Source organism: Curtobacterium sp. ME12 (assembly GCF_903970855.1).
In the GTDB taxonomy this organism is placed as follows: domain Bacteria; phylum Actinomycetota; class Actinomycetes; order Actinomycetales; family Microbacteriaceae; genus Curtobacterium; species Curtobacterium poinsettiae_A.
In genome coordinates this window covers 19,235-44,197 of the sequence record NZ_CAJCKD010000002.1, presented here as the reverse complement: position 1 = coordinate 44,197, position 24,963 = coordinate 19,235, and the positions used below count along the sequence as shown (strand labels likewise).

At 68.3% G+C, this 24,963-nt stretch carries 27 protein-coding genes; all 27 read left to right on the top strand.

Features of this window, described 5'->3' with window-relative positions:
- The first annotated feature begins 2 nt into the window (after positions 1-2).
- The 27 genes from H7A73_RS01625 to rpsC all read left to right on the top strand — a co-directional run bounded on the left by H7A73_RS01625 (position 3) and on the right by rpsC (position 24,962).
- A complete protein-coding gene (locus H7A73_RS01625) occupies positions 3-1,595 on the top strand; it encodes a type IV pilus twitching motility protein PilT (protein ID WP_310648847.1) in 1,593 nt (530 codons plus the stop codon).
- Positions 1,595-2,827, top strand: a complete 1,233-nt coding sequence (locus H7A73_RS01620) for a type II secretion system F family protein (protein WP_182064372.1) — start codon at positions 1,595-1,597, stop codon at positions 2,825-2,827. Before H7A73_RS01625 ends, H7A73_RS01620 begins: the two co-directional genes overlap by 1 nt.
- A gap of 185 nt (positions 2,828-3,012) precedes the next feature.
- The gene (locus tag H7A73_RS01615; RefSeq protein ID WP_182064371.1) at positions 3,013-3,480 is read left to right on the top strand and encodes a type II secretion system protein; all 468 of its coding nucleotides are present in this window, start codon (positions 3,013-3,015) and stop codon (positions 3,478-3,480) included.
- 77 nt (positions 3,481-3,557) lie between these two features.
- The gene (locus tag H7A73_RS01610) at positions 3,558-4,895 is read left to right on the top strand and encodes a prepilin-type N-terminal cleavage/methylation domain-containing protein (protein ID WP_182064370.1); all 1,338 of its coding nucleotides are present in this window, start codon (positions 3,558-3,560) and stop codon (positions 4,893-4,895) included.
- Positions 4,895-5,557 (top strand): type II secretion system protein J, encoded by a 663-nt coding sequence (locus H7A73_RS01605; RefSeq protein ID WP_182064369.1) that lies wholly within the window; start codon positions 4,895-4,897, stop codon positions 5,555-5,557. Before H7A73_RS01610 ends, H7A73_RS01605 begins: the two co-directional genes overlap by 1 nt.
- On the top strand, positions 5,557-7,449 hold the full coding sequence (locus tag H7A73_RS01600) for a hypothetical protein (protein ID WP_182064368.1): 1,893 nt from the start codon (positions 5,557-5,559) through the stop codon (positions 7,447-7,449). Before H7A73_RS01605 ends, H7A73_RS01600 begins: the two co-directional genes overlap by 1 nt.
- A complete protein-coding gene (locus tag H7A73_RS01595) occupies positions 7,446-8,309 on the top strand; it encodes an A24 family peptidase (RefSeq protein WP_220456576.1) in 864 nt (287 codons plus the stop codon). The genes H7A73_RS01600 and H7A73_RS01595 overlap by 4 nt, the downstream gene beginning before the upstream one ends.
- Positions 8,310-8,368: 59 nt before the next feature.
- Entirely contained in the window at positions 8,369-9,421 is a 1,053-nt protein-coding gene (gene pilM, locus H7A73_RS01590; protein WP_182064367.1) for a type IV pilus assembly protein PilM, read from the top strand.
- A complete protein-coding gene (locus H7A73_RS01585; protein ID WP_182064366.1) occupies positions 9,418-10,194 on the top strand; it encodes a hypothetical protein in 777 nt (258 codons plus the stop codon). The genes pilM and H7A73_RS01585 overlap by 4 nt, the downstream gene beginning before the upstream one ends.
- 1 nt (position 10,195) lies before the next feature.
- Positions 10,196-10,906 carry a hypothetical protein gene (locus H7A73_RS01580; RefSeq protein ID WP_182064365.1) on the top strand — a complete coding sequence of 237 codons (711 nt, stop codon included), beginning with the start codon at positions 10,196-10,198 and terminating at the stop codon, positions 10,904-10,906.
- Between the two features lie 161 nt (positions 10,907-11,067).
- Entirely contained in the window at positions 11,068-11,673 is a 606-nt protein-coding gene (locus H7A73_RS01575) for a CBU_0592 family membrane protein (RefSeq protein ID WP_182064364.1), read from the top strand.
- Between the two features lie 27 nt (positions 11,674-11,700).
- Positions 11,701-12,213 (top strand): DUF6121 family protein, encoded by a 513-nt coding sequence (locus tag H7A73_RS01570; protein WP_182064363.1) that lies wholly within the window; start codon positions 11,701-11,703, stop codon positions 12,211-12,213.
- A 37-nt stretch (positions 12,214-12,250) separates the two neighbouring features.
- A complete protein-coding gene (locus H7A73_RS01565) occupies positions 12,251-13,456 on the top strand; it encodes a hypothetical protein (protein WP_182064362.1) in 1,206 nt (401 codons plus the stop codon).
- Between the two features lie 228 nt (positions 13,457-13,684).
- Complete coding sequence (gene rpsL, locus H7A73_RS01560) at positions 13,685-14,053, top strand: 30S ribosomal protein S12 (protein ID WP_017885540.1); 369 nt, start codon at positions 13,685-13,687, stop codon at positions 14,051-14,053.
- Between the two features lie 5 nt (positions 14,054-14,058).
- Positions 14,059-14,529, top strand: coding sequence for a 30S ribosomal protein S7 (rpsG, locus tag H7A73_RS01555; protein WP_017885539.1), 471 nt, complete (start codon positions 14,059-14,061; stop codon positions 14,527-14,529).
- Between the two features lie 87 nt (positions 14,530-14,616).
- The gene (gene fusA, locus H7A73_RS01550; RefSeq protein ID WP_182064361.1) at positions 14,617-16,731 is read left to right on the top strand and encodes an elongation factor G; all 2,115 of its coding nucleotides are present in this window, start codon (positions 14,617-14,619) and stop codon (positions 16,729-16,731) included.
- A 147-nt stretch (positions 16,732-16,878) separates the two neighbouring features.
- On the top strand, positions 16,879-18,066 hold the full coding sequence (tuf, locus tag H7A73_RS01545) for an elongation factor Tu (RefSeq protein ID WP_110859497.1): 1,188 nt from the start codon (positions 16,879-16,881) through the stop codon (positions 18,064-18,066).
- A gap of 173 nt (positions 18,067-18,239) precedes the next feature.
- Positions 18,240-19,217, top strand: coding sequence for a DNA topoisomerase IB (locus H7A73_RS01540; RefSeq protein ID WP_182064360.1), 978 nt, complete (start codon positions 18,240-18,242; stop codon positions 19,215-19,217).
- Between the two features lie 80 nt (positions 19,218-19,297).
- Positions 19,298-20,125 (top strand): DarT ssDNA thymidine ADP-ribosyltransferase family protein, encoded by an 828-nt coding sequence (locus H7A73_RS01535; RefSeq protein WP_182064359.1) that lies wholly within the window; start codon positions 19,298-19,300, stop codon positions 20,123-20,125.
- 520 nt (positions 20,126-20,645) lie between these two features.
- Positions 20,646-20,954 carry a 30S ribosomal protein S10 gene (gene rpsJ, locus H7A73_RS01530; protein ID WP_017885534.1) on the top strand — a complete coding sequence of 103 codons (309 nt, stop codon included), beginning with the start codon at positions 20,646-20,648 and terminating at the stop codon, positions 20,952-20,954.
- A gap of 12 nt (positions 20,955-20,966) precedes the next feature.
- On the top strand, positions 20,967-21,623 hold the full coding sequence (gene rplC / locus H7A73_RS01525; RefSeq protein WP_027466731.1) for a 50S ribosomal protein L3: 657 nt from the start codon (positions 20,967-20,969) through the stop codon (positions 21,621-21,623).
- 2 nt (positions 21,624-21,625) lie between these two features.
- Complete coding sequence (gene rplD / locus H7A73_RS01520) at positions 21,626-22,285, top strand: 50S ribosomal protein L4 (RefSeq protein ID WP_027466730.1); 660 nt, start codon at positions 21,626-21,628, stop codon at positions 22,283-22,285.
- On the top strand, positions 22,282-22,581 hold the full coding sequence (gene rplW, locus H7A73_RS01515; protein ID WP_027466729.1) for a 50S ribosomal protein L23: 300 nt from the start codon (positions 22,282-22,284) through the stop codon (positions 22,579-22,581). The genes rplD and rplW overlap by 4 nt, the downstream gene beginning before the upstream one ends.
- An 18-nt stretch (positions 22,582-22,599) precedes the next feature.
- On the top strand, positions 22,600-23,439 hold the full coding sequence (gene rplB, locus H7A73_RS01510; RefSeq protein WP_027466728.1) for a 50S ribosomal protein L2: 840 nt from the start codon (positions 22,600-22,602) through the stop codon (positions 23,437-23,439).
- An 11-nt stretch (positions 23,440-23,450) separates the two neighbouring features.
- Positions 23,451-23,732: a 30S ribosomal protein S19 gene (rpsS, locus tag H7A73_RS01505; RefSeq protein ID WP_017885529.1), complete on the top strand. Its 282-nt coding sequence runs from the start codon at positions 23,451-23,453 to the stop codon at positions 23,730-23,732.
- Positions 23,733-23,757: 25 nt separating this feature from the next.
- Entirely contained in the window at positions 23,758-24,150 is a 393-nt protein-coding gene (gene rplV, locus H7A73_RS01500) for a 50S ribosomal protein L22 (RefSeq protein WP_035809257.1), read from the top strand.
- Complete coding sequence (gene rpsC / locus H7A73_RS01495) at positions 24,150-24,962, top strand: 30S ribosomal protein S3 (protein ID WP_017885527.1); 813 nt, start codon at positions 24,150-24,152, stop codon at positions 24,960-24,962. The genes rplV and rpsC overlap by 1 nt, the downstream gene beginning before the upstream one ends.
- Position 24,963 lies beyond the last annotated feature (1 nt).

Sequence of the window (24,963 nt, the reverse complement as noted above, 5' to 3'; positions counted from 1 at the left end):
AGATGACCGACTCCGTGTACGACATCACCATGCCCGGCGACGAGCCCGTCGCCGGGTGGCACCCCGGCACCCCCGGCGCCGAGGTCGGCTCCCGCCGTGCCGCGCGTCTGGCCGCGGCCGCCGCCGCCCCGCCGGAGCAGGTCTACGACCTGACGGACGACTCGGCGGTGTGGCCCGCGCCCGCCGGCACGGCCGTGGCGAGCCCGGTTGCCGGGCCCGCGGGTGGTCCGGTCGCTGCGCCCGTGGCTCAGTCCGCCACCGCTCCGGCGACGCCGCCCGCCGCGGTACCGTCGTCGACCGCCACCTACGGGTACGCCGAGCCGTCGACCCAGCAGATGCCGGCCATCGCGTACAGCGGCGCCCACCACGCCACACCGCCGGTACCTGCTCCGGCCCCCGCCGCGGCCTCGGCCGGCGACATCGACTTCGCCCGGCACGCGCGCGAGGTCGCCGACCCCGACCTCATCACCGCACTGGCGCAGGTCGTCTACCAGGGGGCCTCCGACCTGCACGTCACGGCCGACGCCCCGCCCACCGTCCGCGTGGACGGCTCGCTCCGGCCGGCCGTGCCCGGAGGCGCGTGGTCGCGCGGCAAGGTCATCGCCGCACTCAAGACGCTGCTGTCCGTCGAACAGGCCGGGCAGTTCGACCACGACCAGGAGCTCGACTTCGCGTACTCGCTGTCGCCGGAGTACCGCTTCCGCGTGAACTACTACCAGCAGCGCGGCAACTGGGGAGCTGCGTTCCGCATCATCCCCACCAGGATCAAGACGCTCAAGCAGCTCGGGATCCCCGCGCACGTCGGCGACTTCGCCGGCCTGCCCCGTGGCCTGGTCCTCGTCACCGGTCCGACCGGTTCGGGCAAGTCGACCACCCTCGCCGCCCTCATCGACCTGGTCAACGAGAGCCGCGCCGACCACATCGTCACGGTCGAGGACCCGATCGAGTTCATGCACGACCACAAGCGGTCGATCATCAACCAGCGCGAGGTCGGCGCCGACACCCACTCCTTCGCCTCCGCGCTCAAGCACGTGCTGCGGCAGGACCCCGACGTCATCCTGATCGGTGAGCTCCGCGACCTCGAGACCATCTCCGTCGCACTCACCGCCGCCGAGACCGGCCACCTGGTGTTCGCCACCCTGCACACGCAGAGCGCACCGGGCACGATCGACCGCGTCATCGACGTCTTCCCGCCGCACCAGCAGGGGCAGATCCGCACCCAGCTCGCGGCCACCCTGCAGGGTGTCGTCTGCCAGACCCTCGTGCCGAAGGCCAACGGCGTCGGCCGAGTCGTCGCCACCGAGATCATGACGATCACCCCGGCCATCGGCAACCTCATCCGCGAGGGCAAGACGTACCAGATCACCTCCGCCATGCAGGCAGGCCGTGACCTCGGCATGCACACCATGGACCAGGACCTCGCCGAACTGGTCAACGTCGGCACCATCTCGCGCAAGGCCGCGATGGAGAAGGTGCACGACGAAGAGGGCTTCGACCGGCTCGTCCAGCGCGTCGAGTCCCCGTCCGACTCCTCGGCCGCCGCGATCGCCGCCAGCGGCATCGACTTCGGCGACAAGTTCTCCGGAGGCTACTGATGTCACTCGCGTTCGACTACCGCGGGCGGGACGGCGCCGGCAAGCTCGTGAAGGGCCGCCTCGACGCCGCGTCCGAAGGGGCCGTCGTCCAGCGTCTCCGGGGGATGGGCGTCTCGCCGATCGCCATCACCGAGGCCAAGGCCGGCACCGGACTGCAGACCGAGATCAAGATTCCCGGGTTCGAGAAGGGCGTCGGGCTCAAGGACCTGGCGATCATGTCGCGGCAGGCCTCGACGATGCTCACCTCGGGGCTCTCGCTCCTGCGGACCCTCACGATCCTGTCCGACCAGACCGAGAACAAGAAGCTCAAGGACATCCTCGGCAAGGTGCGCGACGACGTCGAGCGCGGCGTCTCGTTCTCCGACGCCGTCGCGAAGTACCCGGTCGACTTCCCGCCGATCATGATCAACATGATCCGTGCGGGGGAGACCGGCGGGTTCCTCGACCAGGCCATGGACTCCATCGCGACGAACTTCGAGAAGGAGCACAAGCTCCGCTCGACGATCAAGTCGGCGATGACCTACCCGGTGGTCGTGCTCGTGATGTCCCTGGTGGCGGTCGCCATCATGCTCATCTTCATCGTCCCGATCTTCCAGGACATGTTCTCGTCACTCGGCGGCACGCTCCCGCTGCCGACGCAGATCCTCGTGACGCTGTCACACGCCATGCGGTACATCGCGATCCCGCTGGCGATCGTCGTCGTGCTGGCGTGGCTCTGGTGGCGGGCGAACAAGAACACCGAACGCGTCCGGGCGTTCATCGATCCGATCACCTTGCGGCTGCCCGTCTTCGGCCCCTTGCAGAAGAAGATCGTCATCGCTCGGTTCGCCCGTAATTTCTCGAACATGATCGGCGCGGGTGTTCCCATTCTGCAGGCATTGCGGATCGTCGGGGAAGTGTCGAACAACTTCGTCGTGAAGCGCGCGCTCGACAATGTCGCAGATTCGGTGCGGAAAGGTGAATCGATCGCGGTGCCGCTCGCCGCAGAATCTGTTTTCCCGGCAATGGTGACGCAGATGGTCGCTGTCGGTGAAGATGCCGGTTCCCTCGAGATCATGCTCGAGAAGATCGCGGTGTTCTACGACGCCGAGGTCGAGGCGACCACCGATGCCCTGACTTCGCTGATCGAGCCGCTGCTCATCGCGTTCCTGGGGGTGGTGGTGGGCGGGATGATCATCGCGCTGTACATGCCGATCTTCCAGATCACCAACGTCGTGCAGAACGCTTCCTAACCATTCCACCCCCATGCGGGGGCATTCCCGATATCGACCCTCCCCCGCACTGGGGGTGTTCTGCGTCCAGCTTGGCCCCCGTTCTCGGGATTGGCCGCCGGATTCGCCACCAATACGCTGATCTGCGGCGGCCGAGCAAGCCCCGAAACCATTTCCCCGACATTCCCCGCAGAATGGAAACAATCATGTACTTCGCTCTCATGGGCAAGCTCGACGCTCGCCGCAAGGGTCTCCTGAAGGACGGCGAGAAGGGCTTCACGCTCATCGAGCTGCTCGTCGTCGTGATCATCATCGGCATCCTCGCCGCGATCGCCATCCCGGTGTACATCAGCGTGCAGAACAACGCGAAGAACTCGGCCGTCAAGTCCGACATCTCCAACGCGAAGACCGCCGTCGTGACCGTGGTCACGCAGTCCGACTCCGGGACGCTTCCCGCTTCGATCAGCGCCGCCCAGTTCGCGGCAGACCCGTACAAGGCTGCGGGAAGTACCGCGGGGACGGACACGACGCTCACCTACACGGTGAACGCCGACAAGTCCGCGTTCTGTATCCAGGGCAAGAGCACAGCAACCGGCAAGACCTTCGGCGCCACGGATGCTTCCGGTGTCGCCGAGGGCAGTTGCTCTGCGGGCGTGTTCACGAAGGCCTCCTGACCAACGGGGCAAGGGGCACCAGGGCGAGTTCGCCCTGGTGCCCCTTGCCCACCAGCACCACCAGCAGAAGGGACGCCATGATCTCGCGCATCGCCGAGCGACTGCGTTCCGCCCGTGACGACGAGGCCGGCTTCACGATCATCGAGGTGATGGTCGCCATGACGATCTTCGCCCTGATCGCTGCCGGCATCGCAGCCGGCATCACCGCTTCTCTCGTGCTCTCGAAGGACACCCGTGCTCGAGAGGTCGCCTCGACGATCGCGATGGAGGACATCGACGGCCTCCGCGACCTCCCGAGCATCTTCGACATCAAGAGCGGTACCGATTCGCCGAAGGTCGGTAACCAGACGTTCGCCCTCACGCGCAAGGTGTCGTGGACCCGGTCCTCGGGAAGCGCGACGGCCTGCGGCACCGGCGAAGGCGTGCTGTCCTACAAAGCCGTCACCGTCACGGTCAGCTGGAAGACGAGTGCATCGTCGTCCGGCTCGCAGCAGGTCACCATGTCGAGCGCCATCGCTCCGCTGACGAACATCAACTCGGACAGCACAGGTTCGATCCTGATCGGGGTCACGAACGCGAACGGCGTCGGGGTCTCCGGGATCATCCCGACGGTCACCGGCCCCGACGGGGTCACCATGCCCGCAACCGATGACGAGGGGTGCACCTACGTGTCCGGAGTCGATCCCGGCACGTACTCGGTGAAGATCGCTCGGAGCGGCTACGTCGACTCGAACCAGCAGGTGAGCCCGTCATCGCAGACGATCACCGTCGCTGCGGGCGCCTCCGGGGCTGCGGCGTTCAGCTTCGACGTGGCAGCGAAGTACACGTTCACGTACGCCTCCACCCCGGACGTGGGCGCGATGCTCCCGACCAACATGCCGACGACGCTCATCAACCCGACCTCCGGCACCACCCAACTGCTGAACACCGCCGGGTCGGCGTCGCTGTTCCCGTACGGGAGCTACCGGGTGGTCGCCGGGTCGTACGTCGTCGACGCGTCGGGTACCTCGTCATCGACCTGTCTCAGCCCGGAGCCGGGGTCCTGGACGACCCCGAATGCGAAGTCGAAGGTCGGGACACCCTCGGAGCCCTTGAACAACAAGGCGCCGATCACCGTGCAGATGGGGGCGGTCAAGCTCTCAGGTCTGACGGCGGGCAAGTTCCTGACCGCGAAGACGACGACGCCCGTGAACGGCGACCCGGGTTGTGCCGCAGGGATGACCCTGCAGTTCCCGAAGCTCGCAGCGGGCACTGCGTCGATCGCGTTGCCGTGGGGGACCTGGAAGATCTACTCCGGGGACACGGCCGGATCCACGACGAACGCCCTCGCCCTCACGAACGAGAACGCCGCGATGGTCACGAACGGCGCCGTCCGGAGTGGTGCCGTGATGGTCGATCCCAGGCCGGCCAGCTGATGCGGGCGATCATCCGTCGTCTCCACTCGGAGCAACGGGGCATCACGCTCGTCGAGCTCCTCGTGGCGATGCTCGTCACGTCACTGCTGCTCACGTTGGTCGGGAGCTTCTTCGTCTCGATGATCAAGGCCCAGCGGACGGTCTCGTCGGTCAACGACAGCACGCGGCAGGGCACGACCTCCATGACGCAGGTGAGCCGGTACCTGCGTGAAGCGTCCCGCGTGCAGCTGACGAAGACGACGAACCTGGCGGCGTTCGAGAGTGCGACGGCGACGAGCATGCGGTTCTACTCCGGCGTCGACCTCTCGACGTCCCGGGCCGGGCTCACCAAGGTCACGATCGACACGCAGGGCACGAAGCTCCGCATGCAGCTCCAGCGCGGCGACTGCCCGGCGAACGGGTACTGCACGTTCACCGGCACGACGAAGACCATCGTGCTGGCCGACGTCATCCGGACGAGCGCCGGCACCAGCCCGCTGTTCAGCTACCGGAACGCCGCCGGTGGCGTCGTCACCCCGACAGCCGCAACCCTCGACTCGATCCGATCGGTCGACGTGGCCCTCACGGTCGGATCCGCGACGGGGACGACCGCGAACGACACCACCTTCCAAGCGAACATCAACCTGCGCAACCTCGACTACGGCGCAGCGACGGAGTCATGATGCTCATCCGACTTGTCCGTGCCCTCCGCAGCCGTGACGACGAACGTGGCGTGGCGCTCGCCGCGGTCATCGGCCTCGGCGCGGTGCTCATGATCGTGCTCTCGCTGGTGGTCGCGACCGCGACGAGCGGCGCGACGAAGGCGTCGAACGACGACGACTACAACAAGGCGATGGCTGCGGCGTACGCCGGCCTGTCGGACTACCAAGGACGTCTCGCGGCGGACAACGCGTACGTGAGGTACGGGGTGCGGACCCCGTTCTCGGGTGAGAGCACGTACTCCCCGGACACCGTGAACAAGGCCTTCGGTACGACCGTGGGCGGGACCTGGGCGCCGGTCGTGGGGAGCACCGACCAGTTCTACCGGTACGAGGTCGACAACTCCGCCTACGCGAACACCGGCAAGGTCCGTCTCCGTGTCACCGGCAAGGCGGGCGACGCGACCCGGACGCTCGTCGTCGACCTGCGCGGTGACGGCTTCGTGAACTACCTGTGGTTCACGAACTACGAGTCACAGGACCCCAACCTCACCGGGGAGACCGCGACGACGTCGACGGGCGCTGCGACGACGACGCGGTGCACCTCGGCGCACCGCAACGACAGCAACTGGAACTACTACACCAGCTGCGACGCGGTGCAGTTCGGAGCGGGTGACACGCTCGACGGCCCCGTCCGGACGAACGACGTCATCACCGCCTGCGGTGCGACGTTCAACCAGGCCGTGTACGACACCGGAGCAGCCGACTTCTTCTACACGAGCAAGGAGACGAAGGTCGACTCGTCGTGCCGGACCTCGACGAAGTTCAACGGCGGTCGGATCCAGAACAGGGGCACCCTCCCGATGCCGAGCACGAACGCGAACATGAAGCAGGAGGCACGGACGGACATCCCCGACAAGGTCGCGAAGCCCGGCTGCATCTACACCGGGCCGACGTCGATCACCTTCCTGTCCGGCGGCAAGATGCGCGTCGTCTCACCGTGGACGAAGAAGACGCAGCTCTCCGGCGCCGCGAACGGCACGATCACCAGCGGCAGCACGAACGACGCACTCTGTGGATCGGTCTCGGCGCTGAGCGGTGCGGGAGCGGTCATCCCGACCCTGCCGTCGAACCTGGTCTTCGTGCAGACGGTCCCGAGCGCAAGCGGAGACCCCAACTACTGGGCGCCCAACACGACACCGCCCCCGGGCGGAACCGTGAACGGGACGGTGAACGCCGGTTCGCCGGTCTACTGCCAGCAGAACGTGAAGGACGCCAGCGGCAGGACCACCTCTGACTACGGGAACGGACTCGGCTACCCGAAGAGCAACGAGTTCACCGGCAGCCTCGGTGACTCCGGGTACTACGGATGCCGGAACGGCGACGTCTTCGTGTCGGGTTCGTTCGGAGGGCAGATGACCCTGGCCGCCGAGAACTTCGTCTACGTGACCGGGAGCATCGTCTACCAGAACGGGCGTGGCTCGGACGACATGCTCGGCCTCGTGGGGCAGCGAGCAGTGTCCGTCTACAACCCCATCTCGTGCTCCTCCGGGACGAGCAGCACGTGCTCCACTTCGTCGGGTTCGTCCACCAACCTCGCCCCGACCCGGAACATCGAGATCGATGCCGCCATCGCGAGCAACCTCGGCACCTTCAACGTGCAGAACAGCGCATTCGGGTCGAACCTGGGGATCCTGACGATCTACGGTTCGATCGCGCAGCAGTTCCGCGGCTCGGTGCGGACCTCGTACGGTTCGTACCTCACCGGCTACGCGAAGGCGTACGCGTACGACACCAGGCTGAAGACCTCGGCCCCGCCGAAGTTCCTGCAGCCCGTGTCGACGACGTACGGCGTGACGACCGAGACCGAGTCGGCCACGGCGTTCCGCGCCGACGGCACCCCGACGGGGAACTGACCGTGCCTTCCTTCGCCGCTGTGGCGCCCCTCGTCGCCGTGCTGGTCGGTGTGCTCGGCCTCGCGATCGGGTCGTTCCTGAACGTCGTCGTGTACCGGGTTCCGGCGGGCATGTCCGTCGTCGTGCCGGCCAGCTCCTGCCCCGGGTGCGGCCACGAGATCCGTCGTCGCGACAACGTGCCCGTGGTCTCCTGGCTCGTCCTGCGCGCCCGGTGCCGTGACTGTGGCGCGCCCATCTCGGCCCGGTACCCGCTCGTCGAAGCCGCCACGGGCCTCCTGTTCGTCGCGGTGACGTTGCTCTCGGTTCTCGCACCGTGGTCGCCGTTGGCGGCACCCGACGGCGTCTCCGGAGCGATCCACGCCGCGCTCCTGCTCGTCGCCCTCCTGTACCTGATGGCGATCAGCATCTCGTTGGCGCTCATCGACCTCGACACCCACATGTTGCCGAACCGGATCGTGCTGCCGGCCTACGTCGTGCTGCCCGTGCTCCTGCTGGCTGCGTCGGCGGTGTCCGGCGACTGGGGTGCCGCGCTCCGGGGGCTCATCGGTCTGGTCGTCCTCGGCGGCGTCTACCTCGTGCTCGCGCTGGCGGTCCCCGGCGGGATGGGGCTCGGGGACGTCAAGCTCGCCGGCGTGCTCGGTCTCGTGCTGGCGTACCTCGGATGGGGACCCCTCGCAGTGGGTTCTTTCGCGGCGTTCCTGCTCGGAGGTACCTTCGCAGTCGTCCTCCTGGTCGTGCGCCGGGCGGGCCGTGGCAGCGGGATCCCGTTCGGCCCCTGGATGCTCGCGGGTGCCTGGCTCGGCATCGCCGTCGGTGCCCCCGCATGGGACGGCTACCTGCGCCTCCTCGGACTCGCCTGACGCGTCGTCACGCGCTGACCCACCAGACCGACCCGAAGACGGTCACGGAAGGACCACCCATGTCGAAGAGCATCGTGGGCGTCGACATCGGCGCCGCCGCGATCCGTGCCGTCGAGGTCCAGGACGCCGACAAGCCGAGACCGACGATCCTGCGGTTCGCCGAGGTCCCCGTGCCCCCGGGCGCGACGAAGCAGGGGGAGGTGCTCGAGCCGAACACGGTCGCGGGTGCGCTCCGACAGCTCTGGTCGCTCGGGCGCTTCCGCTCGAAGGACGTCGTGCTCGGGATGGGCAACCAGCGGGTGTTGTCGCGCGACCTGACGGTCCCGAAGGCGCCCATCGCGCAGATCCGCGAATCGCTGCCCTTCCAGGTGCAGGACATGCTCCCGGTGCCCGTGGTCGACGCGATCCTCGACTTCTACCCGACCAGCGAGGAGATGGGCGAGAACGGCCCCACCGTGAGCGGTCTCCTCGTCGCCGCGGTGAAGGACGCCGTGCTCGCCAACGTCCGTGCGGTCCAGAACGCCGGCCTGAAGCCGGTCGGTGTCGACCTCATCCCGTTCGCCCTGGCACGTGTCCTGGCGCCGGCGAACAGGCCGGGCACCGTGGCCATCGTCGAGTGCGGCGGCAACACGACGACCGTCGTCATCGTCACCGACGGCGTCCCGAAGTTCGTCCGCATCGTGCCGACCGGCGGCGACGACATCACGCGGCTCCTCGCCGGTCGGCTGACGATCGACGAGGGAGCGGCCGAAGCCGTCAAGCGCCACCTGGGCATGGATCCGGAGCGGGCACGGACCGGCGACGACGCGCTCGCGGTCGCGGCGGTCCGCGAGACGATGGGCGAACTGCTCTCGAGTCTCCGCAACACCGTCAACTACTTCGTCAACACACACCCCGCCGAGCCCGTCGACGAGATCCTGCTCTGCGGCGCTGCAGCTGCGCTCCCCGGTTTCTCCGCAGCGCTCTCGGAGTTCACCCGGACGCCCGTCCGGTTCGGAGCGCCGTTCGCCAACGTCGCGCTCGCGAAGTCCATCCGGGTCGAGGACCTGCACGCCCATGGCGCATCGATCGCGGTGGCATGGGGACTCGCCGTGGGAGGGAAGGCAGCATGAGTCAGTCGACCAAGTCGAAGCCCTCGCGTTCTGGACGGAGTCGCCGTCGAGGAGCAGCGCCCGACCCGGCCCTGCGGGTCGCCGTCGAGACCGCGGAGCGCGTCAAACGCCAGCGTCGGAGCACGCCGAGCGAGATCGTCGTCGGGGGCCGCCCCAGCGTCGACCTCCTGCCCACCGAGGTCCTCGCCGATCGACGCAGCAGCCGTGTCGTCCGTCGGATGTGGGCGGGCGTCGTCCTCGTGGCGATCGTGGTGGGGATCGCGACCGCCGGAGCCAGTCTCCTGTCCAGCCAGGCCCACGACGACCTGACCCACGCGCAGGACGAGACCCTGTCGCTCCTGCAGCAGCAGGCGAACTACCGCGAGGTCCGGGACACGGAGGCCGGTACTGCGCTGCGTGAAGCCGCGCAGTCGGTCGGCGGGGCCACGGAGATCGCCTGGCAGCCGTACCTCGCTTCGCTGAAGGCGTCGCTCCCGGCGGGCGTCGAGATCACCGGCGTCGCGATCGACTCTGCCACGCCGCTGGAGACGTACGCGCAGGCCGACACCCCGCTCCAGGGGCAGCGTGTCGCGACCCTGACCATCGACGCGCAGAGCCCGACGCTGCCGTCCGTCCCGTCGTGGCTCGATGCCGTCAAGGGGCTCAAGGGCTTCGTCGACGCGACCGCGAACTCGGTCACGCTCGACCCGACGACCGGCGCGTACACGGTGAACATGACGATCCACGTCGACCAGGCCGCCTTCGACGGCAAGTACCAGGACAAGGGCGAGTGAGATGACCCGCAACCGACTCAACATGCTCCTCGCCGTCGTCGCGATGGTCGTGGTGGCGCTCGCGGGGTTCTTCCTCGGCGTGCAGCCACATCTCGCCCAGGCCGCGAGCGACCGCACCGACCAGGTGTCGGTGGACGCGACGAACCGGACGACGGCGGCGGAACTCGCCCGGCTCAAGGACCGCGCGAAGTCCCTGCCGGCGATGAAGGCGGAACTCGCGGAGCTCAGCGCCTCGGTGCCGTCGAGTGCGAACATGTCCTCCTTCTACGGTGCCGTGGACAGCGTCGCAGCCCGGGCGGGCGTGAAGGTCTCCGCCATCACCACCTCGGACGCTGTGGCCTACACCGCGCCCGTCCCGGCCACGACGGCAGCAGGCACCGAGGACCCGTCGGCATCCGCGACCGACGAGGCGACGCCCGAGCCGACCGCCACGCCCACCGGCTTCGCGACGGCGCCGGTGACCGACCCGGCGATCTCGGCCGCGAACTTCTCGGCCATCCCCGTCTCCGTGTCCGTTGACGGGTCGTTCGACCAGGCCCTGTCCTTCGTCGGGGGCCTGCAGGACGGCGCTCGACTCTTCCTCGTCGCCACGGTGTCCTCCTCCGTTTCGCAGGACTCGACCGACCCCGCCGCAGCGGCTGCGACGACGTGGACGTTCGGTGGCTACGTGTACGTCCTGACCGCCGAGTCGGACACCGCTGCGAAGGGCTGACCGGACCCCCACGGACTGGGGTCGGCCTCGCCACGCCGACCCCACTTCCGCGACACCCGTCGTTGTGATTACGATGCACCAGACGCCGTGATCGCGGCTGCTCATCCCCTCTCGAACGGTCGGCTCGAACCGGCCGTTCCTCGTCGTGCCCGGAGTCGCGCGTGTTGGTCGGAATCGTGGAGTTCCTGGGCTGGTTCGGTGCCGTAACCGTTCTGGCAGGTTACATCTTATTCTCCACCGGCAAGATCCCGAACGGCCCGCTCTACCAGCTGTTCAACCTGATCGGCGGCCTCGCGGTGGCGATCAACGTCGCCGCACACCACGCCGTCCCCTCGACGATCGTCAACGGGATCTGGGCGATCGTCGCCGTCGTGGTCCTGGTGAAGATGGGCCGAGCGCGTCGCGCGGCGAAGCGCGACGGATCCGTGTCCACCGAGTCGCCGGTCCTGCACGCTGAACCGGCCGCGACCACCGGGGTCCTGCCGGTCATCGGCCCGGCGCTGCGCGACCACGAGCCGGAGGGCGCCGCCGAGGCGGACGCCGCCACGGGCCTCCAGTCCGACGACTCGACGGACGCGACGGACGAGACGATGCCGGATGCCGCACCCGCCGCGGTGCCGGAGGCGCCGGCCCCCATGACGGAGACCGTCCCCATCATCACGGCGACGATCGCGCTCGCCCTGGTCGCCGCAGCGCAGGAGCAGTCCGACCGGGCGGTCCGCCACGAGCACGCCGACGACACGGACCAGGCCGAACCCGCTCGCTGACCGGTCGGTCGGCGATACGATCGGCGCATGTCCCGGTGGTTGATCGCGACGATGACGTCGGTCCTCTTCATCGCGCTCGTGATCGCCGTCACGGGCTTCGAAGCCCTGCTCGCCGACGTCGAGGTCATCTCGCAGCCCGACGCCACCCCGTACCTCGGGCCCGCGATGGTCGTCGGCGCCGCGATGGTCGTCTTCCTCGCGACCGTGGCGGGTGCGCGGGACGGCAACCCCGGTGTGACGGCCCTCGTGGCCGCTGCGACGGTCTACCTGGTCATGCTCGGCGTCGGGGCCGTGGGCTACGCGCTCGTCCGATCGGACGCGACGGAACTCCTGGTCTTCCCCGCGGGGTACGCCCTCGGGCCGTTCGTGGTCGGATCCGTCGTGGTGGCGCTCCTGTCGGTGCTCGGCGGGATCTCGATGGCCCGACACCAGGCGCGGACCGCCGGTGGCTCGGGCGCTGCCGCGACGCGTCTGGACGGGCCTGACGAGCGCTCCGGGCACGACCGGACGAACGCGGGCGAGGAACCCGCCGGACGGTAGTGTTCGCAGGGCACGACGCACACGCAACGGGGGAACGATGAGCGACCAGCAAGCGCAGGATCCGGACCAGCAGGGCGGTTGGGGCGCCGTCCCGCCGGTGGACTCGATCCGTGGCACCGACGGAGCGTCCGCGGCAGGGGGGCAGGCACTCGGCCCGGGATCCGTCGCAGGAGCCCCCGGGTTCCCCGGGATGGCCGGACCGGTGCCGCAGCGTCCTCGCCGGAAGCTCCGCCGCGGTCAGCTCATCGCCATCGTCTCGGGTGGCACCGCGGTGGTCCTGCTGCTCGTCGCCGGGGTGGTCGGGTACTCGATCGGTTCCTCCTCGCACGCTGCTGATCGCCCGGTGCGGGCGTTCCTCGACGACCTGACGGCCGGACGCGTGGCCGACGCCCTCGACGACGCGGGCATCGAACGCGAGAAGACCGACGTGCTGCTCGGCGAAGCCGCCTACGCGAAGGCATCGGACAAGGTCACCGGCTACCGCGTCGCAGCGACGCGGACGGACGGCGACACCGCGACGGTCCGTGCGTACCTGCGCCAGGGCGGGCAGGACGTCGCCGCGACCTTCACGCTGGACAAGGCCGGGACGGACTGGGGCGTGTTCCCGATCTGGGAGCTGCAGGCCCCCGAGCTGGGAGCGGTCGCCGTCGCCGTGCGGGGGCCGTCCGGTGCGGCGGTCACCGTCGCCGGCCGGGACGTGCAGACCGCGAAGGACGGGACGGTGAGCCTCCGCGCCCTGCCCGGCACGTACGACGTCGCCTTCGACGGCGACGAGTGGACCACGGCCCGTGGGGGATCGGCGAGCGTCAGCGGGTTCGGTCGCTCGACCTCGACACCGGTGCAGATGACCACGAACCTGACCACCGCCGGGCAGCAGGCTGCCAAGCGGGCGGTGGACGACTGGGTGGACGGCTGCATCGCCTCCACGGACGCCGCCCCCGCCGGGTGCAGCTTCTACGCGTACGGCCAGAACCCCGCGTACACGTACTCGAACCAGAAGTGGACGCTCGAGACCCGGCCGACGGTCCGGGTCGGCAGCTGGACGACGAACGGTTGGTTGATCACGACGACGACGCCCGGCCGGGCGAAGTACACGGCCGACATCTCGGGTGCTGCCGGCACCGGGACGGCCTCCGCGGGGCCGCTCAGCGTGAACGCGAGCGGGTACGTCACGGGCTTCTCGAGCGACGGCGCCACGTTCCGCTCGGCGGTGGGCAATGGGTCGTCCGACACCGGCTCATGACGGTGTCGGTTCCCGGGGTGACCCGGATTGATTTCGTCCCGTCACGCGGGTAGTCTCTACCGGGTGTGCGCCCTCGGGCGCGCCCGAAAAGTCCGGCGAGCGGGATCGCCCAGCCGGACCACTCCGTCCCCCACTCGAACACCCGCCGTCCGGCGGTGCTCAGCGTGGGACGAGGAAGCCGGCGGAACGCGCCGGCCAGAGAGCACGAGCGAAGAACCAGGAGAACAGTTGCCTACTATTCAGCAGCTGGTTCGCAAGGGTCGTACGCCGAAGGTCACCAAGACCAAGGCGCCCGCCCTGAAGGCGAACCCCCAGCAGCGTGGTGTGTGCACCCGCGTCTACACCACCACCCCCAAGAAGCCGAACTCGGCACTGCGCAAGGTCGCTCGTGTCAAGCTCTCGAACGGCACCGAGGTCACGGCCTACATCCCCGGTGAGGGCCACAACCTCCAGGAGCACTCGATGGTGCTCGTCCGCGGCGGTCGTGTGAAGGACCTCCCGGGTGTGCGGTACAAGATCATCCGTGGCGCCCTGGACACCCAGGCAGTCAAGAACCGTAAGCAGGCTCGTAGCCGCTACGGCGCGAAGAAGGGTTGAGTTAGATGCCTCGTAAGGGTCCCGCCCCCAAGCGTCCCGTCGTCGCCGACCCGGTCTACGGTGCGCCGATCGTCAGCCAGCTCGTCAACAAGATCCTGCTCGACGGCAAGAAGGGCCTCGCCGAGCGCATCGTCTACGGTGCACTCGAGGGCGTTTCCGCCAAGAACCAGCAGGACGCCGTCGTGACGCTGAAGAAAGCGCTCGACAACGTCCGTCCGACCCTCGAGGTCCGCAGCCGCCGCGTCGGTGGCTCGACCTACCAGGTCCCGGTCGAGGTCAAGCCGCACCGCGCGAACACCCTCGCGCTCCGTTGGCTCACCTCGTACGCCAAGGCCCGTCGCGAGAAGACGATGACCGAGCGTCTCATGAACGAGATCCTCGACGCGTCGAACGGTCTCGGTGCCGCGGTCAAGCGCCGCGAGGACACGCACAAGATGGCCGAGTCGAACAAGGCCTTCGCCCACTACCGCTGGTAGTCCCGGCACCGTCCGGGTGCCGGTGGTCAAGAACCCCGGCGCCCGGACGGCCGCCAACCTCTCCTACAACTCTTCCGGAGGAACCCTGTGGCACAGGACGTGCTCACCGACCTGAACAAGGTCCGCAACATCGGCATCATGGCGCACATCGATGCCGGCAAGACCACGACGACCGAGCGCATCCTGTTCTACACGGGCATCACGCACAAGATCGGTGAGGTCCACGACGGCGCTGCCACGATGGACTGGATGGCGCAGGAGCAGGAGCGCGGCATCACGATCACGTCGGCCGCGACGACCTGCTTCTGGGACAACAACCAGATCAACATCATCGACACCCCCGGTCACGTGGACTTCACGGTCGAGGTGGAGCGCTCGCTCCGCGTCCTCGACGGTGCCGTCGCCGTCTTCGACGGCAAGGAGGGCGTCGAGCCCCAGTCCGAGACCGTCTGGCGTCAGGCCGACAAGTACGACGTGCCGCGGATCTGCTTCGTCAACAAGATGGACAAGCTGGGCGCCGACTTCTACTTCACCGTCGACACCATCATCAACCGCCTCGGCGCGGAGCCCCTCGTGCTCCAGCTCCCGATCGGCGCCGAGAACGACTTCGTCGGGATCGTCGACCTGATCGAGATGCACGCCAAGGTGTGGCCGGGCGATGCCAAGGGTGACGTCACCATGGGCGCCCAGTACGAGGTGCAGGAGATCCCCGCGGACCTCAAGGAGCGCGCCGAGGAGTACCGCGGCAAGCTGATCGAGCGTGTCGCCGAGACCGACGACGCCCTGCTCGAGAAGTACTTCGGTGGCGAGGAGCTGACCAAGGACGAGATCAAGGCTGCGATCCGCAAGCTGACGATCGCTTCCGAGGTCTACCCCGTCCTCTGCGGCTCGGCCTTCAAGAACCGCGGTGTCCAGCCGATGCTCGACGCCGTCATCGACTACCTCCCGTCCCCGCTCGACGTGCCGCCGATGATCGGTCACGACGTCAAGGACGAGGAGAAGGAGATCATCCGCAAGCCCGACGCGACCGAGCCGTTCTCGGCCCTCGCGTTCAAGGTCGCGGTGCACCCCTTCTTCGGTCGTCTCACGTACGTCCGCGTGTACTCCGGCTCGATCGAGTCCGGTGCCCAGGTCATCAACTCGACCAAGGGCAAGAAGGAGCGCATCGGCAAGATCTTCCAGATGCACTCCAACAAGGAGAACCCGGTCGACAACGTGACCGCTGGCCACATCTACGCGGTCATCGGCCTCAAGGACACCACCACCGGTGACACCCTGTGCGACCCGACCAACCAGGTCGTCCTCGAGTCGATGACGTTCCCGGAGCCGGTCATCGAGGTCGCCATCGAGCCGAACACGAAGGCCGACCAGGAGAAGCTCTCCACGGCCATCCAGAAGCTCGCCGAAGAGGACCCGACGTTCCGCGTCGAGCTCAACGCGGAAACCGGTCAGACGACGATCAAGGGCATGGGCGAGCTCCACCTCGACATCCTCGTCGACCGCATGAAGCGTGAGTTCAAGGTCGAGGCGAGCGTCGGCAAGCCGCAGGTGGCCTACCGTGAGACGCTCACCAAGGTCGTCGAGCGCTACGACTACACCCACAAGAAGCAGACCGGTGGTTCCGGCCAGTTCGCGAAGGTGCAGATCGCGCTCGAGCCGATGGAGGTCACGAGCGAGAAGGTCTACGAGTTCGTCAACGCGACCTCCGGTGGCCGTGTCCCGCGCGAGTACATCCCGTCGGTCGACGCCGGTATCCAGGACGCCATGCAGGTCGGCATCCTCGCCGGCTACCCGACGGTCGGCGTGAAGGCCATCCTCAAGGACGGCGCGGCGCACGACGTCGACTCGTCCGAGATGGCGTTCAAGATCGCCGGTTCGATCGCCTACAAGGAAGCGGCCCGCAAGGCCGGTCCGGCGATCCTGGAGCCGATCATGGCCGTCGAGGTCCGTACTCCGGAGGAGTACATGGGCGACGTCATCGGTGACCTGAACTCCCGTCGTGGCCAGATCGCCTCGATGGAGGACGCCTCGGGCGTCAAGGTGGTCCGCGCGAGCGTGCCGCTGTCCGAGATGTTCGGCTACGTCGGCGACCTGCGGTCGAAGACCTCTGGTCGTGCGGTCTACTCGATGACCTTCGAGACCTACAGCCAGGTCCCGGCCAAGGTCGCCGAGGAGATCATCGCGAAGAACGCGGGGGAGTAGCGCTCAGCGCTTCTCCACAGGCGGGGGCGCCCGGCGACGGGCCCCTCGCCACCAAGTAAAGTACAGACACACACCGCGCACCAACGGTCCCGAGCCCATCCAGGGTCGGCCGGGGGTGACGCTTCCGAGTCCTGAGGAGGACCCACAGTGGCCAAGGCCAAGTTCGAGCGCACCAAGCCGCACGTCAACATCGGAACCATCGGTCACGTCGACCACGGCAAGACCACGCTCACGGCGGCGATCACCAAGGTTCTGCACGACCAGTACCCGGACCTCAACGAGGCCCGTGACTTCGCGCAGATCGACAACGCTCCCGAGGAGCGCCAGCGCGGCATCACGATCAACATCTCGCACGTCGAGTACCAGACCGAGAAGCGTCACTACGCGCACGTCGACGCCCCCGGTCACGCCGACTACGTGAAGAACATGATCACGGGTGCGGCACAGATGGACGGCGCGATCCTCGTGGTCGCCGCCACCGACGGCCCGATGCCCCAGACGCGTGAGCACGTCCTGCTCGCCCGCCAGGTCGGCGTCCCCTACATCGTCGTCGCACTGAACAAGTCCGACATGGTGGACGACGAGGAGATCCTGGAGCTCGTCGAGCTCGAGGTCCGCGAGCTCCTCGGCTCGCAGCAGTTCGACGAGGATGCCCCCGTCGTGCAGGTCTCGGCGCTCAAGGCGCTCGAGGGCGACGAGAAGTGGGTCAAGTCGGTCCAGGACCTCATGGCCCAGGTCGACGAGCACGTGCCGGACCCGGTGCGCGCCACCGACCAGCCGTTCCTGATGCCGATCGAGGACGTCTTCACGATCACCGGTCGTGGCACGGTCGTCACCGGTCGCGTCGAGCGTGGCACGCTCAACCTGAACGAGGAGGTCGAGATCGTCGGCATCCGCGCGACGCAGAAGACCACCGTCACGGGCATCGAGATGTTCCGCAAGCTGCTCGACCAGGCGGTCGCCGGTGACAACACCGGTCTGCTCATCCGTGGCCTCAAGCGCGAGGACGTGGAGCGCGGCCAGGTCGTCGTGAAGCCGGGTTCGGTCACGCCGCACACCGAGTTCCAGGCGAACGCGTACATCCTGACCAAGGACGAGGGTGGGCGTCACAACCCGTTCTACGCGAACTACCGCCCGCAGTTCTACTTCCGCACCACGGACGTCACCGGCGTCATCACGCTGCCCGAGGGCACCGAGATGGTCATGCCCGGTGACACCGTCGCCATGACGGTCGAGCTGATCCAGCCGATCGCCATGGAAGAGGGCCTCCGTTTCGCCATCCGTGAGGGTGGTCGTACGGTCGGTGCCGGTACGGTCGAGAAGATCATCAAGTAACTCCGGTTCCTTGCGACGGCGGGGTCGGGCCTTCGGGCCCGGCCCCGCTTCGTCGTCTCCGGCGACTGACGGGTCGCACAGGGCGCCGGACAGGAGGCCCGGGGCCGGGCCGGCGTCGCGCCTGCTGTCCGCCCCGTGACGCGTCCCAGGCGTCACGGAGTTGGCTCGACCGCGTGACACGTCTCCGCAGATCCGCGACCTCCGGTCGCGGCTACCACCGCGTCCGTTCCGGCCGCGGATTCTCGTTCCGCGATCCCGACGGCAACACTGTGACGGACCCGGACGAGCGCCGTCGACTCGAGGAGTTCGTGATCCCGCCGGCGTGGGACGACGTCTGGATCTCCCCGTACGCGAACGGCCACATCCTGGCCACGGGTCTGGACGGTGCCGGCCGCCGGCAGTACATGTACCACCCGTCCTGGCGTGAGCGGATGGACCGGATCAAGTACGACCGTGCGCTGGCACTGGCCGAGTCGTTGCCGGTCGCCCGCCGCGGCGTCACGCAGGACCTCCGTCGCCCCGAGCCGGACCGCCGCCGTGCGCTGGCCGCAGCGTTCCGCATGCTCGACCAGGGGTCCCTCCGGGTCGGGTCAGAGCGGTACGCCACCGAGCACGGCAGTCGGGGACTGTCCACGCTGCTCTGCGCCCACGCCCACGTGTCCGGTGACGACATCGAGCTCGACTTCCCGGGCAAGAGTGGCCAGGAGTGGTCCTCGTCCATCCACGACCACGACCTGGCTCGCGTCATCGCCGGCATGAAGCGGCGCGGACCGAACGCCCGACTGCTGTCGTTCCGCGAACGGCGTGGCGCCGAGTGGGAGCCCCTGTCCGCCGAGGACATCAACGCCTACGTCAAGGAGCGCGCCGGGGACGAGTTCACCGCGAAGGACTTCCGCACACTGCACGGCACGGTCGCTGCAGCCGTCGACCTGGCGAAGACCGGCCCGCAGTCGTCTCAGGCCAAGCGGAAGAAGGCCGTCTCGCACGCGGTGAAGGCCGCCAGCGACGAGCTCGGCAACACCCCGACGGTGTGCCGACAGAGCTACATCGACCCCCGGTTGCTCGACGCGTACGACCACGGCGAGACCATCGATCCGAACCGCCTGGCGTCAGCCGAGGCCGAGGTCCGGGCGCTGCTCTACCGACAATGACCCGGGGGTCGTCCGGATGACGTAGCGTTGGTCGACGTGCCGGACCACCCCCACACGGCACGGAAGGACCCACAACAGTCGTGACCGACGAGTGCATCCACGGATTCCCCACCGAGCTCTGCGACATCTGCGCACCCCGGCAGCGCGAGGCGTCGGAGATCCCAGCCACCCCGGCACCCCGCCGGACCCGCATCACCACCAACCTGCGCGTCGACCCGCCGGCCTCCGGGCCCGGGACGTCGCTCCGGTCGCCGACGTCGCTCCGTTCGTCGTCCGCCGACCTGCCCGAGGCACGTGAGTTCGCAGCGCTCCGCGCCCACCACGTCACCCACATCGACAACCTCGACGGCATCGTCGGTGCCGGCGCGATCCTGGCGTCCGACCAGGCCGAGCCGGTCGTGGACGTGAGTTCCGCCGACACCCGCGCCGCCCGCGCAGAGGCCGAGGCGCCCGACGGTTCCTCGATCGCCGGCCACGTGCCGTTCACGTTGTCGCCCGACGCCACTCGCTGGGACGAGCTCCGCACGGGCGCCGAGGGCGAGCGCTGGTCGGACGCCGCCCGCCGTACACGGGCGATCGACTACGTCGTGCTCGTCGTGCCGGTCTCGGCGTTCGGTGCCTCGGTGATCGTCGCCGACCAGGACGCCGACGCCGACGACGTCCGGTTCGCCGTCGGACCGGACGCCGCCACCAACCTGATCCGTCGCACCGACTTCACGGACCCGGAGATGCACGGCCTCGAGCTGCTCGCTGGTCCGAGTGTGCCGTTCACCTCGGTCGCGGTCATCGGCGTCCCGAACGACAAGGCCCGGCAGACCGTCCGCGCCGTGCTCGCCGACCACGGTGGACACGCTCCGCGGGTGGCCGTGTTCCCGCCGTGGTTCGTGCCCCCGGTGACCGCCGAGTGACGGTCTCCTGACCCGTGCCGACGCACCCTCCGGACCCCGTCCGGAGGGTGCGTCGTGTTGCGGGGCCGAGTCGGGCCTCCAGGCCGTCCGATCCGCGTGGATCCGGGCGGGCGAGCCGGTGGGACACCCCCGGCAATTCGCGACACGCCCGGGTTGCACGTGGGCCGGGGCTATGCGAGACTTGTCCGGTTCCGAATTCCCCGTGGGTGCATGCCCACAGGATCACTGCTCTGGCAGTGCACAACCCCCTTGTTCAGCAGGGCTGGGTTGGGCCGCAGGCAGCAGAACACGACTCCCCGGAGGCGACGGACGCGGTGTACCACTGCTGCGCCCGGAGCACGAGGCAGTCGATTGCCCACGCTGGACGGCCACGGTCGCCCGCGAGGTTGACAGGTGAACAGCGGTCATCCCCAGTGGATGCGGCCGGTTGGTTCAGGAAAACAGCACGGTCCGCAGGAATGCGGAACCGAGCGGCGTCAGGCGGCCAGAGGGTGCGCGGCGCAGAGAGGACAAGAGACACATGGCGGGACAGAAGATCCGCATCCGGCTCAAGTCGTACGACCACGAGGTCATCGACACGTCGGCCCGGAAGATCGTCGACACGGTGACCCGTGCCGGTGCGACCGTGGTCGGCCCGGTGCCGCTCCCCACCGAGAAGAACGTGATCGCAGTGATCCGTTCCCCTCACAAGTACAAGGACTCGCGCGAGCACTTCGAGAAGCGCACGCACAAGCGGGTCATCGACATCGTCGACCCGACGCCGAAGGCCGTGGACTCGCTCATGCGACTCGACCTTCCGGCAGACGTCAACATCGAGATCAAGCTGTAAGGGGGCTGACCAATGGCGAACTCAACCAAGACCGTCAAGGGCCTCCTCGGCAAGAAGCTCGGGATGACCCAGGTGTGGGACGAGAACAACAAGTTCATCCCCGTCACCGTGATCGAGGTCGGCCCGAACGTGGTCACCCAGATCCGCAACGCCGAGCGCGACGGCTACGAGGCGATCCAGATCGCCGCCGGTGCCATCGACCCGCGCAAGGTCAACAAGCCGGCCGCCGGTCACTTCGAGGCCGCTGGCGTGACCCCGCGTCGCACCCTCACCGAGATCCGGACCAACGACTCCGCTGAGTACACGCTCGGCCAGGAGCTCACCGTGGACGGCACGTTCACGGCGGGCCAGAAGGTCGACGTCGTCGGTACCTCCAAGGGCAAGGGCTTCGCCGGTGTCATGAAGCGCCACGGCTTCCACGGCGTCGGTGCCTCGCACGGTGCGCACCGCAACCACCGCAAGCCCGGCTCGATCGGTGCTTCCTCGACCCCGTCGCGCGTCTTCAAGGGCATGCGCATGGCCGGTCGTATGGGTGGCGACCGCGTGACCGTCCTCAACCTCACGGTGCACGCCGTCGACGCCGAGAAGGGTCTGCTGCTCGTCAAGGGCGCCGTCCCCGGTGCTCGTGGCCGCTCCGTCTTCGTCCGCACCGCCGTGAAGGGTAAGTGATCATGGCCACCACGACCGCAACCACGATCGACGTCCTCGACGCATCGGGTGCCAAGTCCGGCACCGTCGAGCTCCCCGCAGCTCTCTTCGACGTCGAGACCAACGTCCCGCTGATCCACCAGGTCGTCACCGCGCAGCTCGCAGCCGCGCGTCAGGGCACCCACAAGACCAAGAACCGCGGCGAAGTCCGCGGTGCCGGTCGCAAGCCGTTCAAGCAGAAGGGCACCGGCCGCGCCCGTCAGGGTTCCGTCCGTGCTCCGGAGCACACCGGCGGTGGCGTCGTCCACGGACCGACCCCGCGCGACTACTCGCAGCGCACCCCGAAGAAGATGATCGCCGCTGCTCTGCTCGGCTCGCTCTCGGACCGCGCCCGCGGTGGCCGCATCTCCGCTGTGGAGGGCTTCGTCGCGGCTGAACTGCCGTCGACCAAGACCGCCCGCACGCTCCTCGAGAAGGTCGCGCCCGTCAAGAACGTGCTCGTCGTGCTCGAGACGGACGACGAGCTGACGCTCAAGTCGATCCGCAACCTGTCGAACGTCCACGCGCTCTCGTACGGCCAGCTCAACGCGTACGACGTGCTGCGTTCGGACGCCGTCGTCTTCAGCAAGAGCGCCCTCGACGCCTTCATCGCGTCGAAGACCGCGAAGGAGATCACCGCATGAGCGGCTTCAACAAGGACCCGCGCGACGTCATCATCTCGCCGGTCGTCTCGGAGAAGAGCTACGCGCTCATCGACCAGGGCAAGTACACGTTCATCGTGGACCCCCGCTCGAACAAGACCGAGATCAAGCTCGCCATCGAGAAGATCTTCGACGTCAAGGTCGCGAGCATCAACACGCTGAACCGCCCGGGCAAGACCCGTCGCACCAAGTTCGGTCTCGGCAAGCGCAAGGACACCAAGCGCGCCATCGTGACGCTCAAGTCCGGTTCGATCGACATCTTCACGGCTGTCGGCTGAGGACCAGAGGGATAAATCATGGCTATTCGTAACTACAAGCCGACGACCCCCGGTCGTCGCGGCTCGTCGGTCGCCGACTTCGCTGAGATCACTCGTTCGACTCCGGAGAAGTCCCTGCTTCGTCCGCTGCCGAAGACCGGTGGTCGCAACAGCTCCGGCCGTATCACCACGCGTCACATCGGTGGTGGCCACAAGCGCCAGTACCGCGTGATCGACTTCCGTCGCTCCGACAAGGACGGCGTCGACGCCAAGGTCGCGCACATCGAGTACGACCCCAACCGCACCGCGCGCATCGCGCTCCTGCACTACGTGGACGGCACGAAGCGCTACATCATCGCGCCGAACAAGCTCAAGCAGGGCGACGTCATCGAGCAGGGCCCCGGCGCCGACATCAAGCCCGGCAACAACCTGCCGCTGCGCAACATCCCCGTGGGTACCGTCGTGCACGCCATCGAGCTCCGCCCCGGTGGCGGCGCCAAGATGGCCCGCTCCGCCGGCGCCTCGGTGCGTCTCGTCGCCAAGGACGGCCCCTACGCGCAGCTCCGTCTGCCGTCGGGCGAGGTCCGCAACGTCGACGCACGCTGCCGCGCCACCATCGGCGAGGTCGGCAACGCCGAGCAGTCGAACATCAACTGGGGCAAGGCCGGCCGCATGCGCTGGAAGGGCGTCCGCCCGACCGTCCGTGGTGTCGCCATGAACCCGGTCGACCACCCGCACGGTGGTGGTGAGGGCAAGACCTCCGGTGGTCGTCACCCGGTCAGCCCCTGGGGTCAGTCCGAGGGCCGTACGCGCAAGCCGAACAAGCCGAGCGACAAGCTCATCGTCCGTCGCCGTAACGCCGGCAAGAAGCGCAAGTAGGAGTTCAGAAGATGCCACGCAGTCTGAAGAAGGGCCCCTTCGTCGACGAGCACCTGCTCCGCAAGGTCGTCACGCAGAACGAGGCCAACACCAAGAACGTGATCCGCACGTGGTCGCGTCGGTCGATGATCGTCCCGAACATGCTCGGGCACACGATCGCCGTCCACGACGGCCGCAAGCACATCCCGGTGTTCGTCACCGAGTCGATGGTCGGTCACAAGCTCGGCGAGTTCGCGCCGACCCGCACCTTCCGTGGTCACGTGAAGGACGACAAGAAGGGCCGTCGCCGCTGAGGCGGCGACGCAGAGGAGGAACGAAATGGTGGAGTCGATCGCACGTGTGCGACACATCCGCGTCACGCCTCAGAAGGCCCGTCGCGTCATCGAGCTGATCCGCGGCAAGCAGGCCCACGAGGCCCTCGCCATCCTGAAGTTCGCCCCCCAGGGCGCTTCGGAGCCCGTGTACAAGCTGGTCGCCTCGGCGATCGCGAACGCACGGGTCAAGGCGGACTCGACGAACAGCTTCCTCGACGAGCGCGACCTCTACGTGAGCCGCGTCTTCGTCGACGAGGGCACGACCCTGAAGCGGTTCCAGCCGCGCGCCCAGGGCCGCGCCTTCCGCATCAACAAGCGCACCAGCCACATCACGGTCGTCCTCGCGACGCCTGACGAGGCCGAGGTTGCCGCGACGAGCAAGAAGGCGAGCAAGTAATGGGCCAGAAGGTCAACCCGTACGGCTTCCGTCTCGGGATCACGACGGACCACGTCTCGCACTGGTTCACCGACAGCAAGAAGGCCGGTCAGCGCTACGCCGACTACGTGGCCGAGGACATCAAGGTGCGCGAGTACCTGAAGAAGACCCTCGACCGCGCCGGCGTCGCACGCATCGAGCTCGAGCGCACCCGTGACCGTGTCCGCGTGGACATCCACACGGCTCGCCCGGGCATCGTCATCGGCCGCCGTGGCGCCGAGGCGGAGCGCGTTCGCGGTGAGCTCGAGAAGCTCACCAAGAAGCAGATCCAGCTGAACATCCTCGAGGTCAAGAACCCCGAGACCGAGGCCCAGCTCGTCGCGCAGGGCATCGCCGAGCAGCTCTCCGCTCGTGTCGCGTTCCGTCGCGCCATGCGCAAGGGCCTGCAGGGTGCACAGCGCGCCGGCGCCAAGGGTGTCCGCATCCAGGTGTCGGGCCGTCTCGGCGGCGCCGAGATGTCGCGTTCGGAGTTCTACCGCGAAGGCCGTGTGCCGCTGCACACCCTCCGCGCGAACATCGACTACGGCTTCTACGAGGCCCGGACCACGTTCGGCCGCATCGGCGTGAAGGTCTGGATCTACAAGGGCGACATCACGAACAAGGAGCTCGCTCGCGAGCAGGCGAACCAGCGTTCGTCGCGCCCCGAGCGTCGTGGCGGCCCGCGCGGTGAGCGTGGCGACCGTGGCGGCGACCGTCGTGGCGGCGACCGCGGTGACCGTCGCCCGCAGCAGGCCCCGCAGGACGCGCCGGCCGGCGCAGGAGTTGAGGCGTAAC